The organism is Ilumatobacter sp., assembly GCF_046290335.1.
GTDB lineage: Bacteria > Actinomycetota > Acidimicrobiia > Acidimicrobiales > Ilumatobacteraceae > Ilumatobacter_A.
Window position 1 is genome coordinate 1,404,578 of sequence record NZ_JBKAGH010000001.1, and the last position, 18,380, is coordinate 1,422,957.

An 18,380-nucleotide genomic window follows, 5' to 3' on the forward strand; every position below is an offset into this window, starting at 1 on the left:
GGTCCACGCGGCGTCGATGTGTTGTCGTGGTTCGAGGGCCGAGGCGAGCGATCATCGCGTTCGCCAGTCGCGAAGTTTCCACCACCCGAGAGCGACGCCGACGATCAGCAAGATCAGGGCAGCAAGCGCAAGCCAGAGCAACCCTTCGACGATGGCGCCCAGCACTCCGAGCAGGGCGAGCAACAACACGATGATGACGAATGCAGCCATGGCCGAGGTCTACCCGCCGTGCGCAATCCGAATCCCCCAGTCCGAATCGTTGCAGTGGCTCACTCGTCGACCTCGCGGTCGAAGGAGCTCGCGTCAGCGCATCGTGCCGGAGTGAGGCGGCGGCGTTGGCGGCCGGGCGGGGCGGCGGGGTGGCAGGGTGGCGAGGTTTCGAGGCGGGGTCGGTGGGGCACTCCCGGCGCAGCACTGCCGACCGGCGGAGCACACGACGAAGACGCTGACGCACTCCAGACGATCGAAAGGGGTCCGACATGGGCTACGGCATCGGAGGAATCCTCATCACCATTCTGGTCATCTTGGCCATCATCTACTTCGCCAAGCGCGTCTGAGCGCGGTGAGATCACCTCGCGACTCGGCCCGATCGTCGAGCAACGAGTCCCGTGACGACGTCACCCGCGACGTCACGGCGAGCTATCGCTTCCAATTGACCCCCGACTTCGGCTTCGACGAGGTCGGGGGGCACCTCGACCTGCTGCGTCGTCTCGGCGTGTCGCACGTGTATCTGTCGCCGATCACCGAGGCAGTCCGGGGTAGCGCCCACGGCTACGACGTCGTCGACCACACCGCGGTCCGAACGGAGTTCGGCGGCGAGGCGGCCCTCTACCGGCTGCTCGATGCAGCCGGCGATGCTGGTCTCGGAGTGATCGTCGATCACGTCCCCAATCACGTGTCCATCGCGCAACCCGCGGCGAACCCTCGGTGGTGGTCGCTGCTCGCGGAGGGTCGCTGGTCCGACGCCGCAGCGTTCTTCGACGTCGACTGGGATGCGGCCGACGGCAAGGTCATCGTGCCGCAACTTCCTGAGCCTCTCGACGACATGATCCGAGGGCAGCGCATCGAGCTCGTCACCGGAACCGACGGGGATGAGATCCGGGTCGACGCGACGCGATATCCGCTCCGTCCCGACACGAGTGACGGCGAGGTGGCGTCGATACTCGATCGACAGCACTACCGGCTGCAGTGGTGGCGCGACCCTCGCCGAAACGTACGGCGGTTCTTCACCATCGACGATCTGGTCGGGGTTCGTGTCGAGGACCCGATGGTCGCGGCTCACGTCGACACGATCCCGGCCCAACTCGTCGAGCATCCGGCCTTCGCCGGCGTCCGTATCGATCACATCGACGGCCTCGCAGATCCGAGTGAGTATCTCGATCGACTCCGCAACCGACTCCGCAATCGACTCCGCGATGAACTCCGTGACGAACTCCGTGACGAACTCCGTGATGGCACGAGCGACCAGGCCGGCGAGCATCTGGTGCTCGTCGAGAAGATCGTGGCCCCCGGCGAGTCCCTCCCAACCAGATGGCCCGTCGACGGAACCACGGGATACGAACACATCGCGACAGCAGAACATGCACTGCTCGACCCGGCCGCTCGCCAGCCGCTCGAGCGCGCCTGGCGGCGGTTCGATTCGACCGGCCGCTCGTTTGCCGACCTCGAAGCGATCGCCCGACGCGAGGTCGTCAACGACGGTCTTCGCCCCGAACTCGAGCGCCTGGTGCGAACGATCCTCGACGCCGAACCCGCCACCGACGCCGAACCCGCCACCGGGGAGGAAGCCGCGGCTGGCGAGGTGGTACCCGACGATCGGGACGAGCAGGTCTCGACGACGACGATCACCGAGCGAGCGACGATCGAGTTGACGCTCGCTCTGGAGCGGTACCGGACGTACATTCCCGATCCCGAGTCACATGAGCCGCTGGCCGAGGTGGTACGCCGCGCGTGCGGGGCTGCCGAATTCGACGAGCTCCGCGACGAGATCGAACGTGTTGCGGGTGTCATCGAGCAGTATCCGCCGGTTGCGCAGCGGTGGCAGCAATTCACCGGTCCGGTGATGGCCAAGGGTGCCGAGGACCGTGCGTTCTACCGCTACTTTCCGCTGGCCTCCCTGTGCGAGGTCGGGGGCGCTCCGGGCGAGTTCGATCTCGCTGTCGACGAGTTCCATCGCCGACAGATCGAACGATCGCTTCGCCAACCGGGAGCGATGCTCGCTTCGACCACCCATGACACGAAACGCTCCGCAGGGGTCCGGGCTCGATCGTTGGCCCTCGCCGCCCATGCCGACGTCTGGGAGTCCACCGTCGCCGAGCACCTCGCCGGCGCCGCGAGTGCTGGCATCAGGCGCGCTGACACGGTCGACACGGTCGACACGGATTCGGCGACGCGATCTGATATCGACGCGCGATTCGTGTCGCTGGCCGCACAGACCGCGCTGACTGCACAGCCGCTCACCGTCGAACGTCTCCACGGGTTCCTCGTGAAGGCCGCACGTGAAGGCGACGAGATCACCTCGTGGACCGATCCCGACGGCGATGTCGAACACGCCCTCGAGCACCTCGCGCGTCACGCGATCTCGGCTGCGACCACCGGCGAGATGTCCGATCTGGCCGCGAAGATTCGCCGACTCGGCGCAGCGATCCAACTGCGACTCGCTGCGTTGCACCTCACGTGTCCGGGATTTCCCGATCTCTACCAGGGCAGCCCGGCGTCGCTGCGCTCGCTCGTCGATCCCGACAATCGCCGGCCGCCCTGCTGGGCCGACCTCCACGATCTCCTCGAGTCGGTGCCCTCCACCGACGTCGAGTCGGCCTTCTCCGACCGCGACGTCGACCTGGCGCTCACGGTCCTCACGGAGCGCACCCTGCGACTCCGTCGACGCCGTCGCTCGTCGTTCGACGAGACGTCGGGGTATCGACCGCTCGACGTGAGCGGGTCGGACGCGGAGCACGTGATCGCCTACGCCCGCACCGAACGCCGTGCCGGTCCCGGCACGGCATCGAACGAGGAAGTCGGCGAACCCACCGTGATCGTCGTCGTCACCCGGGCACGGGCGACACCGATCGACGCCGCAGCAACGACGATCGACCTGCCTGCGGGAACCTGGCGGAGCATCTTGCACGATGACGCACCGGTCATGGCTGGCGGTGAGACTCGCCTCGGCGAGGTGATCTCGTCAGCCGAAGTCAGCGTGCTCGAACGCACCGACGCATGACGGGACCGTGGCCGACCGAGTGATGGCATCATGCTCCCGGTCGCGGACGTCCGGCCCCGTCGCCGCACCCGTCACTCCACCCGTCACTCCACCCGTCACTCCACCCGTCACGGCACCCGTCACCGCATCCGTTACTCGGACACGGTCAGCCGCGCCGACCATGCCGCAACAGCACGGTCCGCCCACGAGTTCTCCGGTCCCGTGTCGATGATCGTGCGGTGACCCGCGACTCGTGGTGGAACGCGTTGCTCGTCGGAGAAGTTGAGCACGAGCAGCGACTCGACCGAACCCAGCGAGCGACGGACGACCACGAGGTCGTCGTCGCAGGTGACCGCCTGGACGGCGGCCGGGTCGGTGAGCACGTCGAGACGTCGCCGTGTCTCGATGAGACGTCGATACAGGTCGAGCATCGCTCGATGTGGACCGCCATGCGCGAGGTCAGGATCGAGCGCGGCGGCCGAGAACGTCTCGGGCGCCGCAGGATCGGCGACGTCGCCCGACCAATCGACATCCGCGAACTCGCGTCGGCGGCCCTCGCGGACCGCCTCGATCAACGCCGGATCGGTGTGATCGACGAAGTACGGGAACGGCGCCCGCTCGGCGTACTCCTCGCCCATGAACAGCAGGGGCGTGAACGGCGACAGCAGTGTGGCAGCGGCGGCGAGACGAAGGCGTGGATCCCCCGGTCCGGCTTCGTGCAGGAGACGGTGGCCGCTCGGGGTGTTGCCGACGTGATCGTGGTTGTGTGCGAAGACGATGAACGAGCGATGGTCGAGACCGGCGGCCTCGGCCCCGTGTCGACGACCGGCGACGACCGAATGCTGCCCGTCGTAGACCCATCGTCGCTCGAGTGCCCTCGCCACGTCGATCGCCCCTCGGTAACCCGCGTAGTACTCGTGGCGCTCGCCGGTGAGCGCGACTCGAAGTGCGTGGTGGACGTCGTCGTTCCAGACCGCGTCACATCCCCATCCGTGCTCGGCAGCGGGTCGAACGATCGCCGGGTCGTTCGCCGAACTCTCGACCGTGACCAGCACGGGGCGTCCCTGCCGATCGCCTGCGTCGTGAACGGCATCGGTGAGTTCGGCGACGAACGGTCGAGCGGTCGGGTCGACGATGGCGTGCACCGCATCGAGCCGAAGACCGTCGAGGTGGAAGTCGGTGATCCAACTCACCGCGTTCTCGATCAGATAGCGACGAACACCGTCGCTGTAGCGCTCCGACACGTTCACCGCCCCGCCCCACGGGGTCGCGTACGAGTCGGTCAGGTACGGGCCGAACCTCGTCAGCACGTTCCCCTCCGGTCCGAAATGGTTGTACACCACGTCGACAACGACACCGAGGCCGTAGGCGTGGGCGGCGTCGACGAGACGGGCCAGACCTGACGGGCCGCCGTACGACGCCTGCGTCGCGAACGGGAACACCCCGTCATACCCCCAGTTACGGCGACCGGGAAACGCCGCGACCGGCATCAGCTCGATCGTCGTGACACCGAGATCGACGAGCCGCTTCAGTTCGTCGGCGGCCGCGTCGAAGGTGCCGGCACGCGTGAATGTGCCGACGTGGAGTTCGTAGAGGATCGTGTCACGCAGCTCGACGCCCGACCAGTCGCTGTCGGTCCAGAGAAACGCATCGAGATCGACGACCTCGGAGGGCCCGTGGACTCCGGCGGGCTGCAGACGACTCGCCGGGTCCGGCAGCGGTTCACCATCGTCGAGGCGGAATCGGTACCGATCACCGGCACCGACGCCCTCGACGATCGCCGACCAGGTCGACCACGCCGATGTCGGTGCGTCGTCACCCGGCGGCGGTTCGAGCACGACGGTCCGCTCGGGACCGTGCGGCGACCCGACGACCACCGACACCGTCTCGGCGAAAGGGGCCCACACTTCGAAACGCGTGCCGCCGTCGACCGGCGTGGCGCCCAACCGCTGATCGCTGCGATCACGCGGCATCGGAGCGACCGTCCTCGGATCCGCGTGCCGACGTGCGGGCGACGTTCGTGATCCGGGCGTCACCGCGGCGACCGGCGGTGTCGTCGGGAGCGAAGAAGATCGCGCCGAGCGGCGGCACCGTCACGACGATCGACTGGTGGAATCCGTGCGCGTCGACCGGAACGGTCCGAACCGCTCCGCCGTTGCTCACGCCACTGCCTCCGAAGTCGGCAGCATCGCTGTTCACCAACTCCGACCACGTCCCGCGAGTTGGCACACCAAGTCGATAGTTCTCGACCACGGACGGGGTCGCGTTGAACACCGCCAACACCGGACGCGCCGAACCACCCGGATCGAGTCGCAACCACGCATAGACGCTGTGTTCGGCATCGCTGCCTTCGACCCAGCGCAGACCGTCGGCGTTGCTGTCGCCGCGGTGCATCGCTGCTTCGGCCGCGTACACACGATTCAGTTCGGCGAGGAAGCGACGCACGCCCGCATGCGGCGGTGAGTCGTGGAGCGACCAGTCGAGCGTGCCGTCGTGGTTCCACTCCTGCGACGTCGCCAACTCCGCACCCATGAACAGCAGCTTCTTGCCCGGCTGCGCCCACTGCATCGCGTACAGCAGGCGAAGGTTGGCGAACCGTTGCCAGTCGTCACCGGGCATCTTGTTCAGCAGCGACCCCTTGCCGTGGACCACCTCGTCGTGACTCAGCGGCAGGACGAAGTTCTCGCTCGCGGCGTAGACGGAGCGGAACGTGATCTCGCCGTGATGCCAGCCGCGATGGATCGGATCACGAGCGAAGTACGCGAGCGTGTCGTGCATCCACCCCATGTCCCACTTGTTGCCGAAGCCGAGACCGCCCACGTAGGTCGGTCGGCTCACCATCGGCCACGAGGTGGACTCCTCGGCCATCGTCGCGACATCGCTGAACTCGGTGTAGATCGCCTCGTTGAGCTCGCGCAAGAACACGATCGCGTCGAGGTTCTCGCGGCCGCCGAACTCGTTGGGGATCCACTCCCCCTCGTTGCGGCTGTAGTCGAGATACAGCATCGAGGCAACGGCGTCGACCCGCAGACCGTCGACGTGGTAGCGGTCGAGCCAGCACATCGCACTCGACGTGAGGAACGATCGCACTTCGTTGCGGCTGTAGTTGAAGATCGACGAGTTCCAATCCGGGTGATACCCCTGTCGGGGGTCGGCGTGCTCGTACAGGTGCGTGCCGTCGAACTCGTACAGTCCGTGGCTGTCGGTCGGGAAGTGCGACGGGACCCAGTCGAGGATCACGCCGACGCCACGCTGGTGCAACCGATCGATCATCGCCATCAGATCGGTCGGCGAGCCGTACCGGGCGGTCGGGGCGAAGAACCCGGTCGTCTGATACCCCCACGACCCGTAGAACGGGTGCTCCATGATCGGCAGGAACTCGACGTGGGTGAACCCGTGCGCCAGGACGTGATCGGCGACGGGGTCGGCGAGCTCGTCGTAGCGGGGGAACCGGCGGCCGTCGCTGACATGGCGACCCCACGAACCCAGGTGCATCTCGTAGATCGAGATCGGGGCGTCGAGCGCGATGCGCTCACCGCGATGACGCATCCACTCGGCGTCGTTCCAGTCGTGGTCGAGGTCGGCGATGATCGACGAGATGGCGGGTGCGTCCTCCGCCGCGGCACCGATCGGATCGGATTTCTCGACCGTGTTTCCCGCGCGGTCGGTCACGCGGTACAGGTACCGGTCACCCTGGTGGGCGCCGTCGACCCAACCGCTCCAGACGCCGGCCTCGCTGCCGTCCAGGCGGTGTTCGTGCGCCCAGCCGTCGAACGTTCCGACGGCACTGACCGCGCTGGCGTTGGGCGCCCACACGGCGAACCGCGTGCCCCCGTCGCCCGGCTGCGCGCCGAACGACCGGTGAAGGTAGCGATGCGAACCCTCGGCGAAGAGATGAAGGTCGAGCTCTCCGAGTTCCCGGCTCGTCTGCTGGCTGGTCTGGTGCTGGCTGGTCACGATGTGGTCCTTTCGAGGAGGCGGATGCGGCGTTCGACCCGTTCGTCCGCCAACGTGGCGGTCAGTGAGTGGTCGAGCCGTCGCTGCCACGTACCGGGGACCACCCGGCCGGGCAGGTTGTGGGGGCGGTGTTCGTCGAGCAGATCGTCGAGGTCGGCCACCACCGTGTGGGCGTCGCTCGCCGCGAGGCGAGCGAGCGCTGCGTCGAGCAGCGACTCGTCGGGCTCGGTACCCAACCGACCTGCGTACGCAGCGGCCGTCGACTCGTCGTCGATCGCCGCGGCGAACGGCGCCATGTCGTGAGTTCGTACGCCGGCGATCGACCGAGCAGGGATCTCGGCCAGGGTGGCCGCTCCCTCGTCGTCGGTCTCGTCGAGGTGGAACTGTTCTTCGTACATGCCGAGCATCTCCCAGCGGTCGAGTTCCCGGTCGACCTCGGGTGGGACCGTGCCCAGGTTCTCGCCGACGATCCCCACGCCAGTCGCCGCCGCCGACGCCGCGATCACGGCGAGCAACTCGCGTTGGGGATAGGTCACGTAGACCCCGCGATCGGCTGGCTGCCCAGACGGGATCCACCAGAGACGGTGCACCGCCATCACGTGGTCGAGACGCAGCATCGTCGCGTGGCGCCCGATCCGACCGATCATCTGCTGCCACAGGCGATAGCCGCTTGCACGCATGGCTCCGGGCAGCGGCGGTCGGAAACCCCAGTCCTGCCCACCGGTGAAGAACGTGTCGGGTGGCGCTCCGACGGTCATCGCGTCGGCGAACAGACCGGGGTGCGCCCAGGTCTCCCATCCGTCCGGATGCGAGCCGATCGGCAGGTCGAGGGCGAGGCCCGCAGCCGACGGGTCGGCGGCGAGCGCGCCGAGCTGCTGGTCGGCGAGATACTGGGCGAGCACGTGCGAACGCTCGACGACGAGGTCGCCGCCCGATTCGCGAGCTGCCCGGAAGCGGGCGTAGGAGCCGACGTCGGGATGCGCCGCGACGAATCGAGCCAACGCTGCGAGGAGGTCGGCGTCGGTATCGAGCGCGGCGCGGACGAGTTGCAGTCGGCGGCGGGCGCCGAGCGCCCGCCAGTCGACGTCGTCGGGCGGATGCAGCTCGGGCGGCACCGGCGCTGATGGAAGCAACCGGTCGTCGAGGTACGCCTCGTTCCAATGGAGACGGCTGATCGGCGAGTACGGGCTCGGATCGAACGGGTCGTCGAGGAACGTGGCGGAGAGCGGCAGGGTCGCCACGGTGTCGACACCATGCGTCGACGCCCAACGTGCGAGTCGTCGCAGCAATCCGAACGACGGAAGCGGTTCGTCGTCGTCCCAGAGCGCGTAGGTCGGGGCGAAGAGGCTCGACGATCGCTGTGGGCTCCCGGTCGGCATCCGTTCGGGCGCGACCACCACGATGCACTCGGTTTCGTCGCCGGGAGCTTCGCCAGGTGCCGGACCGGGAGCCTGACAGGCAGACAAATCGCCGCCAGGCGCAACGGCTTCGACGGAGAGTGTGTGGCACCCGACCGGCACGTCGTCGGGAAGCACGATGCCGTCGGACGTGATCTGAACGATCTCGACCGACCCATCGACCCGCAGGCTGGCTCGACCGACTGCGACTCCCGCAGCGACGGGTACCGGACGAGTGGTCCCCAGGTGGACCGGTGGGACGACCGGCGTCGGTCGACGATCGTCATCGTCGAGTACCTCGACGACACGCGCCACGACCTGCGGATCGGCATCGTGATGCACGCCGTCGACGTCGACATAGGTGACCTGCACGCCCAGTTCGGCGGCGCGACGGCGGAGTGCGTCGGTGATCACGAACCCCGCCCCGAACGACCGGCCGTCGCACTGGTGAGGCCTCCTCGGATCATCTCACCGACCGCCTCCAGCGGCCAACTCACCCACTCGGGCCGGTTGGCGAGTTCGTAGCGGACCTCGTACAGGCTCTTGGTGACCAGATAGACGTCGAGCAGCAACTCGAGCTCCGCATCGTCGTCGGGAACCAGATCCGCTCCGACGATCGCCGATCGGTACGTCGAGAGCAGCCGATGGTGCATCGCTGTCGTCCACGCCGTCCGCCACCGTTCCACCGCGTCGAGATCGCTCTCGCCGATCCGGCCGCGCTCCACCGCGGTGTGCACCGCGACGCGGCCCGCGTAGTCGACCGACCGGAGAAGTCCGGCGACATCGGCCAGCGGCGATCGCTTGATCGAACGCTGCCCGATCGGTTGACCGGGTTCGCCCTCGAAGTCGATGAAGACGACATCGGACCCGGTCCAGAGGATCTGTCCGAGGTGGAGGTCGCCGTGGATCCGGATGCGTTTGGCCGGGATCCTCGCCGTGACGAGCGAATCGAACCGGGCGATGAGATCGTCACCGCGCTCGATGACGAGTTCCGCCAGTTCGGCGGCACGCTCCGACAGCGGGGTCGACCCCGATGATCGGCGCCGGCGACGCAGCTCGCGCTGAGCTGCTCGAACCGAATTTCGCACGGTCTGGATGACCGAGCGCTGCCATTGGAGCGTGAACGGTTCCGGCGCGAGCGCCGGCCCCGAACCCGATGCCAGCGAGCGGTGGAGCTCTGCGGTGCGGGTACCGAGCAACTCGGCGATCGCCGTCGTCACGGTGTCGATGCCGATGTCGACCGAGTCGGCACCGAACAGCACGTCGTTGTCGATCGTCAGCGACAGGTCGTCGAGCAGATGCGCCCACAGGTCGCGTTCGTGCTCGACCGCGTCGTGCACGACGAGCAGCGTCGCTTCGTCGGTCTCGTCGGCGAGCGCGAGATCGAGCGTCGAGGCGACACCCGGCACCCGTTCGAAACCGGCGGCGACGAGATGCCGAGGGAGCACCACGTCGGGATTGGGTCCGACCTCGAGACGCCGCACCAGTTTCGCGATGAGGCGCGGGCCGTCCGGTGGGTCGACGATCGCCGAGGAGTTCGACTGTTCGACACCCAAGATGTGGACGTCGCGCCAGTCGGCCGCGACGTGAGCGATGCCGTCGCGATGGGCGTGGCCGGCGAGCCGGTGTGCGCCCTGCTCCCCGTTGAATTCGGTCGCCGCGGCCCCGATCACCTGGGCAACTCCGCGTGCGTCGGTCATCGCGTCGATCAGGAGCGCACCGTCGTCGAGACGTGCGATCACGCTCGATGCCTGCAAGTTCTCGACGGTCGTCGCGGTGTCGGCGGTGACACGCAACATCGGCACGGCGTAGCGCTGGTCGTCGCCGTCGGTGAACGAGATCAACACGCTCGTGACGAGCAGGTCGTCGCCGATCGGGATGACCGTGTCGATCTTGACCTCCCGAATCGACTTGTCCTTGCCCGCGTACCAGCGACGCTCCGGCAGCCAGCCGGTCAGCGCCCGGGTCAGCGCGGCGCGTCGACGAGCGACTTCTTCGAGGGTGCCGGGAAGGTGAGGGAGGTCGCCGCGGTCGGCGACGTGGTCGGCGTGCTCGAGCGACAACCAGAAGAAGCCGTACGGTGCGAGCGTCAGCGAGTACGGATGCTCGCCGACGGGCGCGAAACGATTGCGACCGAACACTTCGACCGGCGTGGCGCCGACGTGCTCGGAGAGATCGAGGTCCACGTGCTGTGCGAGCCGGGAGAGGTTCGCGACACACAGCATCGATGCTTCGCCCGGCATCGACCGCGAGAACGCCAGGACATGCGGATTCTCCGGGTCGTGGAACTCGATGTCGCCGCGACCGAGCACGGGATGTCGGTTGCGGAGCGCGATGAGCTGACGCATCCACGACAGCAACGACGCCGGATTCCGGCTCTGGGTTTCGACGTTGATGCTCTCGTAGTGGTACTCCTGCTCGGTGATCAGCGGCAGGTAGAGCCGGTGTGGGTTCGACGTCGAGAAACCGGCGTTTCGGTCGGCGGTCCACTGCATCGGCGTCCGCACGCCGTCGCGATCGCCGAGGTAGACGTTGTCGCCCATCCCGATCTCGTCGCCGTAGTACACGACCGGCGTGCCCGGCAGGGAGAACAGCAACACGTTGAGCAGTTCGATCTTGCGCCGGTCGTTGCCGAGCAGCGGAGCGAGCCGACGACGGATCCCGAGGTTGATCCGCATCTCGTCGTCGCGGGCATACGCCCGCAGCATCAGGTCACGCTCCTCCTCGGTGACCATCTCGAGCGTCAGTTCGTCGTGATTGCGCAGGAAGGTCGCCCACTGACACCCCGGCGGCGGCACCGGCGTCTGTTCCATGATGTCGGTGATCGGCGTGCGGTTCTCCATCTGCACCGACATGAACAGCCGGGGCATCACCGGGAAGTGGAAGTTCATGTGGCACTCGTCGTCGTCGCCGAAGTAGGCCGCAGCGTCCTCCGGCCACTGGTTGGCTTCGGCGAGCAGCATCCGGCCCTCGTACTTGGTGTCCATGTGCGCCCGGATGCGCTTGAGCGCGTCGTGCGTCTCGGGCAGGTTCTCGCAGGTCGTGCCCTCTCGTTCGTAGAGGTAGGGCACGGCGTCGAGACGGAGTCCGTCGACGCCCATGTCGAGCCAACGGTCGAGGACGTCGAGCACGGCTTGCTCGACGGCCGGGTTGTCGAAGTTGAGATCCGGCTGGTGCGAGTAGAACCGATGCCAGTAGTACTGCCCGGCGACGGGATCCCATGTCCAGTTCGAGGTCTCGAAATCCTGGAAGATGATGCGGGCGTCGGCGTAGACCTCCGGGTCGTCGGACCAGACGTAGAAGTCACGCTCGGGCGAGCCCTTCGGGGCGCGCCGTGCCCGCTCGAACCACGGGTGCTGGTCACTCGTGTGATTGATCACGAGTTCGGTGATGACCCGCAGGCCGCGTTCGTGTGCAGCGTCGAGGAACCGTTGGAACGAGCGAGTCGTGCCGTAGTCGGGGTTGACCGTGTCGTAGTCGGCGATGTCGTAGCCGTCATCACGACCGGGTGACGGGTAGAACGGCAGCATCCAGATCGCCGTGACACCGAGGTCGGCGAGATAGTCGAGGCGATCACGCAGACCGTCGAGGTCACCCACGCCGTCGCCGTTGGAATCGGCGAACGCTCGGACGTGCAGCTCGTAGATGACGGCGTCCTTGAACCAGTCGGACGGCCCCTCGATCGTCGACGGGCGAGCGCTCTCGCTGCTGCGATTCGCTGCTGTGCTGGGGTGCTTGCTCGACGTCTTGGCGCTATTGGCCTTGCCGCTGGCCTTGCCGCTGTGCTTGCCGGTGTGCTTGTCGGTCGTGGTGCTGGATGCCGTTGGGTTCATACGGTCGCCCCTTCGAAGGCTTCGGTGCGCGGATCGGCCGCTGTGCGGACGGTGAACACGTGGGCCATCGCGCCATGCGGCGACAGCTCGACGTAGTTGCGGTTGCCCGACCAGTGGTAGACGGCGCCGCCCAAGCGGTCGATCACCTCGTAGTCGCTGCCATACGGCAGACCGATCGCGGCCAGATCGATGTCGACGAACCCGTTGGCGGGTGCATGCGGGTCGACGTTGACCACCGCGATCACCGGATCTCCGCGGCCGCTCGGGTCGGTCTTGGAGTAGCAGAGGAGCTGCTCGTGATCGGTCTGATGGAAGTGGATCGATGCGAGATCGCAGACGGCCGGGTGGTCACGACGGATCTCGTTGAGGCGGGCGATCAGCGGAGCGAGACTGTCGGGCCGGTCCAGATTCCAGTGGCGGATCTGGTACTTCTCCGAGTCGAGATAGTCCTCGACCCCGAAGCGGGGTTCGGTCTCCATCAGCTCGAAGGTCGGGCCGTAGATCCCCCAACTCGGTGACAGCGTTGCGGCGAGGATCGCTCGGCTGACGAACGCCGCTCGCCCTCCGTGCTGCAGGTGCTCGGTCAAGATGTCGTGGGTGTTCGGCCAGACGTTCGGGCGCAGGTAGTCGATGGTGTCGGTGGCGAGTTCATCGAAGTACTCCGCGAGCTCGGTCGCCGAGTTCCGCCATGCGAAGTAGGTGTACGACTGATTGAACCCGAGCTTGGCGAGTCGCTGCAGCACCCGGGGTCGGGTGAACGCCTCGGACAAGAAGATGACGTCGGGATGATCGTGACGAATCGTGGCGATCGCCCACTCCCAGAACGGCAACGCCTTGGTGTGCGGGTTGTCGACGCGGAAGATGCGCACGCCCGCATCGATCCAGAAGCGGAACACGTCGGCGAGCTCGCGCCACAGCGCGCGCCAGTCGTCGGTCTCGAAGTCGAGCGGGTAGATGTCTTCGTACTTCTTCGGCGGGTTCTCGGCGAACTGGATCGACCCGTCAGGGCGCGTCGTGAACCAGTCGGGGTGCTCGCCGACCCACGGGTGGTCGGGCGAGCAGTTGAAGGCGATGTCGAGCGCGAGGTCCATGCCGCGGGCGCGACACTCCGTCGCCAACGTGGCGACGTCGTCGACGGTGCCGAGCTGTGGATCGACGCTGCGGTGGCCGCCGTCGGCTGAACCGATGGCGTACGGGCTGCCGACGTCGTCGGGCTCGGCGATGGTCGCGTTGTTCCGACCCTTCCGGTTCGTCGTGCCGATGGGATGGACCGGTGGGATGTAGACGACGTCGAAGCCGAGTGCGGCGATGTAGTCGAGGCGGTCGACGGCGTCCGCCAACGTCGCCGGCGACCGTGGCTCGTCGGCCCGGTCGACCGCGTCCGAGCTCGACGAATCGAGCGCCGGTGACCGTGGGAAGAACGAGTACCACGAGCCGACCGAGGCCAGCTTCGGGTCGACGTCGATCGACAGCGGCGCGGCGAGGCGGGCCAGCGGGTCACGGGCTTCGGTTCGCGCGAACGAATCCGCCAGCAGCGGATCATCGAGGGTCGACACGTCGCCGTCGGCCAGGCGGGCCCGCAGCGACGTCAACCGCTGGAGGTCGTCGGGCAACGAAGCCGGATGAGGACGATCGAGCATCGAATCGACGAGCCGTCGACCGATCTCGGCCTCGACCGAGGTGTCGACGCCCGCGTGCGCCTTGAGCACCGTGCCGCGGCGCCACGTCTCCGCGTGCGAGACCCAGCCGATCACGTCGTACGTCCATCGTCCGAGCCGGTCGGGAACGAAGCTCGCGGTGAACCGATCATTGCCGAGCGGCGTCATCGGCAGACGAAGTGGTGCAGCTGGAGCGTGTCCGTCGTCGTCCGGCGGCCACAGCTCCACCGACGCCACGACCACGTCGTGACCGTCGGTGAAGACATCGGCGCGGATCGACGTGACCAGTCCCTGCGCAGCCTTGGCGACGAAGGCGCCACCGTCGACGACCGGCGAGACGGGCTCGATCACGACGCGGGTGGGCCGCTCAGCAGGAAGCTCGGGCGCTTCTTGCCGCCTCGGCGACCGCGCGGACTCGAGCGACGGCCGCTCCAGTGCTCCGGCATCGGACTCCGGCTGCGCTTCGGTCGGTTGCTCGGCCGACCGCTTCGTCGCTCGCTCCTCGGCCTGCGGTTTCGTCTGCTGCTCGGATCGCTGAGGTCGAAGCTTCATGTGCTGGGTCCTTTCCGGTCGGAAGTCGGGTCGTTCGAGGCGGCGGGCTCGGCGTGGCTGACCGCTGGATGTGCGGTCGACAACCGGCGTCGCGTGCCCGGGCGAGCCGGGCCCTTCGTGGAACGCAAGACGATGAGGGACCGTCCGGTCACGTCGAGTTCGCCGGATGCCTTCGCGCCCACCGTGCGGCGGAGGCCGATACGGGTGTCGGAGGTCGAGAGGTCGATCGTCCAACGCCGACCCCACTCCGGTCCGGGCAGGCACCACGTGAGCGCGTCGTGCCCGGCGTTGAACAACACGAGGAAGCTGTCGTCGACGACCCGTTGCCCATAGGCGTCGGGTGTCAGGATCGAGGCGCCATTGAGGAAGACGCCGACCGCACGTGCGTAGCCGGTCTCCCAGTCCTCGTCGGTCATCTCCTCACCGTCGGGCCGGAACCACGCCAGGTCCTCGATCCCTCGGATCCTGCGACCCTGGAACCACCGACGGCGGCGAAACACCGGGTGCGCGCTGCGGAACTCGATCACGCGTCGACACCACGCCGCGAAGTCATCGTCGATGCCGTCGTCCCATGGGAGCCAACTCAGTTCGTTGTCCTGGCAGTAGACGTTGTTGTTGCCGAGGTGGGATTGGCCGAGTTCGTCCCCGCCGACGATCATCGGAACCCCCTGGGACAGCAGCAGCGTCGCCATCAGGTTGCGACGTTGGCGGTTGCGCAGCTCGACGATCTCCGGGTCGTCGCTCGGCCCTTCGACGCCATGGTTCCACGATCGGTTGTGCGACTCTCCGTCGTTGCCGTCTTCGAGATTGGCCTCGTTGTGCTTGTCGTTGTACGACACGAGGTCCTGCAACGTGAAGCCATCGTGGGCCGTGACGAAGTTGATCGACGCGGTGGGCCGTCGCGTGTCGGCTTCGTAGAGGTCGGAGCTGCCCGTGAAACGCGAGCCGAATTCGGCGAGCGTCGACGGCTCCCCGCGCCAGAAGTCGCGGATCGTGTCGCGGTACTGCCCGTTCCACTCCGACCACTGCGGTGGAAAATTGCCGACCTGATAGCCGCCTTCGCCGACGTCCCACGGTTCCGCGATGAGCTTCACCTGTGACACGACCGGGTCCTGCTGCACGAGATCGAAGAACGCGGACAGTCGGTCGACCTCGTGCAGTTCGCGCGCCAGCGTCGAGGCGAGGTCGAAGCGGAAGCCGTCGACGTGCATTTCGAGCACCCAGTAGCGAAGGCTGTCCATGATCAGTTGCAGCACGTGCGGGTGACGCATGTTCAAGCTGTTGCCGGTACCGGTGAAGTCGAGGTAGTAGCGCGGGTCGTCGTCGACCAGGCGGTAGTAGGCGTGGTTGTCGATGCCCCGCAACGACAACGTCGGACCGAAGTGATTTCCCTCGGCGGTGTGGTTGTAGACGACGTCGAGGATGACCTCGATCCCGGCGGCGTGCAGCGCCTTCACCATCGTCTTGAACTCTTGGATCTGGCCGAGCGCTGCCGACGAGGTGTACTCGTTGTGAGGTGAGAGGTACGCGATCGAGTTGTATCCCCAGTAGTTGCTCAACCCCTTCTCGACGAGGTGGTGATCCTGGACGAACTGGTGCACGGGCATCAGCTCGACCGCGGTGATCCCCAATGTCTGGAGGTGCTCGATGACGGCAGGGTGAGACATCCCCGAGTAGGTGCCCCGAAGTTCTGGGGGCACCGCCGGGTGGGTCATCGTCATGCCGCGGACGTGCGCCTCGTAGATCACCGTCTCGTGGAGCGGGACCGCTGGCGGACGATCGTGCCCCCAGTCGAAGAACGGGTCGCCGACGACGGCTTTCCACACGTGCGGCGCGCTGTCGTCGGTGTTCGCCCTGTCCGGGTCGTCGAACTCGTAGCCGAAACAGGCGGGGTCCCAGTCGATGCGACCGTCGATGGCGATGGCGTACGGATCGAGGAGGAGCTTGGACGGATTGCAGCGATCGCCGCGGGCGGGTTCCCATGGCCCATGGACGCGATAGCCGTAGCGCTGGCCAGGACGGACGCTCGGGAGATAGGCGTGCCAGATGTGGCCGTCGACCTCGGTCAGTTCGATGCGCTCGTCGTCGGCGTCGTCGGTGCCTTCGCCATGCAGGCAGAGCTCCACGCCGTCCGCGACGCTCGAGAACAACGAGAAGTTGGTTCCCGATCCGTCGTATCGAGCGCCGAGCGGAAACGGAGTTCCGACCCAGACGCGTCGATCGGAACCTGATGTCGGTGCTGCCACGTGAGAGTGCTTCCCAGCCCTGCGAATTCCAAACGAGCGGTCGCGTCGCGAGCAGTTCGCGGTAGCGGCGAGTCCTGACCGGTCCGTCTTCGTTTCGGTTCCGTCTTCGTGTCGATCGTCGTCACGCGTTTCGATCCGGCGTCACGGGGTACTACCGCGCTACGTCACCCAGCCAGCCACCCAGCGAAAGGAGTTGCCGTCCATGGATGCCATCTTCTGGACGATCCTCGGCCTCAGCGTGATCGCGCTCATCGCCATCGGCTTCGTCGCATTCCGAGCCAGACAACGAGCGGGAAGCGTCATTGCCTCGACCGGCACGAGCGAGCCGACGACGGACACACCAGCACGTCCGCACGACCCCGCGTCCCCCGAGACGCCCCCGCAGCACCGGAGGAGCCGGCCATGACGGAGCGACTCAACCTCATGCGAGCCCGCGACATCTCCGGCTTGCCGGTGGTGCCCATCGATGCCGGGGACGACGCCGCGGAGATCAAAGACATCGTGTTCGACATCGACGATCATCGCCTGGTCGGTTTCACCCTCAACCAGCGTGGCTGGTTCCGAGGCACCCTCTCGGCAACGCTGCCCGTCGACAACGTGGTCGGCATCGGCACCCACGCGGTGATGGTTCCCGACGAGGACTGTCTCGTCGACCGGGGCGCATCGGACGAGGCACTGTCCCGCTCGGCCTCGGGCATCGACGTCATCGGTGACCGAGTGTTCTCCAGCGCCGGTACCGAGATCGGATCCGTCGTCGACGTCATCATCGAGACCGGACCGTCACCGAAGGCGGTCGGCTACGAAGTCGAGACGTCGGACGGCACCGTGTTCATCCCGTCGTCGGCACAGATGTCGATCTCCGACGACAACCTCGTCGTCCCTGCAGAGGCCGACGACTTCACCCGCAACGACCTCGCTGGCTTCGGTGCCGCCGTGTCGTCGTTCCGCGACCTACTCGATCGAGGAGAACATCGATCATGACCGTGCACTCACTCCGATCCATGAAGGGCCACGAAGTCGTGGCCGTCGACACCGCCGACGACATCGGCAAGGTTCGCCACGTGGTCGTCTCGCAATCCGGTGACCGCATCGAACGTCTGCACATCGACGGCCGTGGGAGACGATCCGTGTTCGCCGAATGGGACGACCTCGAGTCGTTCGGCAACGACCGGGTCATGGTCAAGCGAGCCGACGAGGCGAGCGAGTCCGATGACGAACGCGATCGCTCCTCGGCACGTGGCTCACTCGACATCCTGCAGAGCCGAATTCTCGACACCGCTGGCTTCGAGCACGGTGTGGTCGACGACGTCACGTTCGACAGCGACTCCGGCGCGATCGTCGGCGTCACGTCGAGTACCGGCGTCCAGGTCTCCGCCGACGACGTGCGCAGCTTCGGCTCGTACGCGCTGGTCGTCGACGGCTCGAATCGCTGAGTCCGCGTCACCGACTCGACTCACCGAATCCGGGTCGCTCGACTCGCTCCCGAGTCGCGAGCGAAGACCTCGGCTCATGATCTCGAGGATCAAGCGTCTGGTCTC

At 67.0% G+C, this 18,380-nt stretch carries 11 protein-coding genes; 4 read left to right on the plus strand and 7 right to left on the minus strand.

From position 1 onward, the window contains the following. Positions 1-51 precede the first annotated feature (51 nt). Positions 52-210, minus strand: coding sequence for a hypothetical protein (locus ACE37B_RS06305; RefSeq protein WP_409922425.1), 159 nt, complete (start codon positions 208-210; stop codon positions 52-54). A 352-nt stretch (positions 211-562) separates the two neighbouring features. On the opposite strand from ACE37B_RS06305, the gene treY reads away from it, so the two are divergent. Beyond that, on the plus strand, positions 563-3,220 hold the full coding sequence (gene treY, locus ACE37B_RS06310; RefSeq protein WP_409922426.1) for a malto-oligosyltrehalose synthase: 2,658 nt from the start codon (positions 563-565) through the stop codon (positions 3,218-3,220). 131 nt (positions 3,221-3,351) lie between these two features. On the opposite strand, the gene treZ is transcribed toward treY, so the two are convergent. The 6 genes from treZ to glgX are packed head-to-tail and all read right to left on the minus strand — an operon-like array spanning position 3,352 to position 16,842. Beyond that, positions 3,352-5,172 carry a malto-oligosyltrehalose trehalohydrolase gene (gene treZ, locus ACE37B_RS06315; RefSeq protein ID WP_409922427.1) on the minus strand — a complete coding sequence of 607 codons (1,821 nt, stop codon included), beginning with the start codon at positions 5,170-5,172 and terminating at the stop codon, positions 3,352-3,354. Then, entirely contained in the window at positions 5,162-7,156 is a 1,995-nt protein-coding gene (gene glgB / locus ACE37B_RS06320; protein ID WP_409922428.1) for a 1,4-alpha-glucan branching protein GlgB, read from the minus strand. Before glgB ends, treZ begins: the two co-directional genes overlap by 11 nt. Continuing rightward, the gene (locus ACE37B_RS06325) at positions 7,153-8,967 is read right to left on the minus strand and encodes a 4-alpha-glucanotransferase (RefSeq protein WP_409922429.1); all 1,815 of its coding nucleotides are present in this window, start codon (positions 8,965-8,967) and stop codon (positions 7,153-7,155) included. The genes glgB and ACE37B_RS06325 overlap by 4 nt, the downstream gene beginning before the upstream one ends. Next, entirely contained in the window at positions 8,964-12,386 is a 3,423-nt protein-coding gene (gene treS / locus ACE37B_RS06330) for a maltose alpha-D-glucosyltransferase (protein WP_409922430.1), read from the minus strand. Before treS ends, ACE37B_RS06325 begins: the two co-directional genes overlap by 4 nt. Then, a complete protein-coding gene (locus ACE37B_RS06335) occupies positions 12,383-14,596 on the minus strand; it encodes an alpha-1,4-glucan--maltose-1-phosphate maltosyltransferase (protein ID WP_409922431.1) in 2,214 nt (737 codons plus the stop codon). Before ACE37B_RS06335 ends, treS begins: the two co-directional genes overlap by 4 nt. Next, the gene (glgX, locus tag ACE37B_RS06340) at positions 14,593-16,842 is read right to left on the minus strand and encodes a glycogen debranching protein GlgX (RefSeq protein WP_409922432.1); all 2,250 of its coding nucleotides are present in this window, start codon (positions 16,840-16,842) and stop codon (positions 14,593-14,595) included. The genes ACE37B_RS06335 and glgX overlap by 4 nt, the downstream gene beginning before the upstream one ends. A gap of 202 nt (positions 16,843-17,044) precedes the next feature. Between glgX and ACE37B_RS06345 the strand changes: the two genes are divergently transcribed. Genes ACE37B_RS06345 through ACE37B_RS06355 form a run of 3 tightly spaced genes read left to right on the plus strand, consistent with a single transcriptional unit; the run spans position 17,045 to position 18,275 of the window. Beyond that, entirely contained in the window at positions 17,045-17,248 is a 204-nt protein-coding gene (locus ACE37B_RS06345; RefSeq protein WP_409922433.1) for a hypothetical protein, read from the plus strand. Further along, complete coding sequence (locus ACE37B_RS06350) at positions 17,245-17,823, plus strand: PRC-barrel domain-containing protein (RefSeq protein ID WP_409922434.1); 579 nt, start codon at positions 17,245-17,247, stop codon at positions 17,821-17,823. Before ACE37B_RS06345 ends, ACE37B_RS06350 begins: the two co-directional genes overlap by 4 nt. A gap of 20 nt (positions 17,824-17,843) precedes the next feature. After that, the gene (locus ACE37B_RS06355; protein WP_409922435.1) at positions 17,844-18,275 is read left to right on the plus strand and encodes a PRC-barrel domain-containing protein; all 432 of its coding nucleotides are present in this window, start codon (positions 17,844-17,846) and stop codon (positions 18,273-18,275) included. Positions 18,276-18,380: the final 105 nt, after the last annotated feature.

Bases quoted from the DNA above. Each gene is read 5' to 3' on its own strand.
- ACE37B_RS06355 (WP_409922435.1), top strand. From the start codon at position 17,844: ATGAAGGGCCACGAAGTCGTGGCCGTCGACACCGCCGACGACATCGGC.
- treS (WP_409922430.1), bottom strand. From the start codon at position 12,386: ATGAACCCAACGGCATCCAGCACCACGACCGACAAGCACACCGGCAAG.
- ACE37B_RS06345 (WP_409922433.1), top strand. From the start codon at position 17,045: ATGGATGCCATCTTCTGGACGATCCTCGGCCTCAGCGTGATCGCGCTC.
- ACE37B_RS06350 (WP_409922434.1), top strand. From the start codon at position 17,245: ATGACGGAGCGACTCAACCTCATGCGAGCCCGCGACATCTCCGGCTTG.
- treZ (WP_409922427.1), bottom strand. From the start codon at position 5,172: ATGCCGCGTGATCGCAGCGATCAGCGGTTGGGCGCCACGCCGGTCGAC.
- ACE37B_RS06305 (WP_409922425.1), bottom strand. From the start codon at position 210: ATGGCTGCATTCGTCATCATCGTGTTGTTGCTCGCCCTGCTCGGAGTG.
- ACE37B_RS06335 (WP_409922431.1), bottom strand. From the start codon at position 14,596: ATGAAGCTTCGACCTCAGCGATCCGAGCAGCAGACGAAACCGCAGGCC.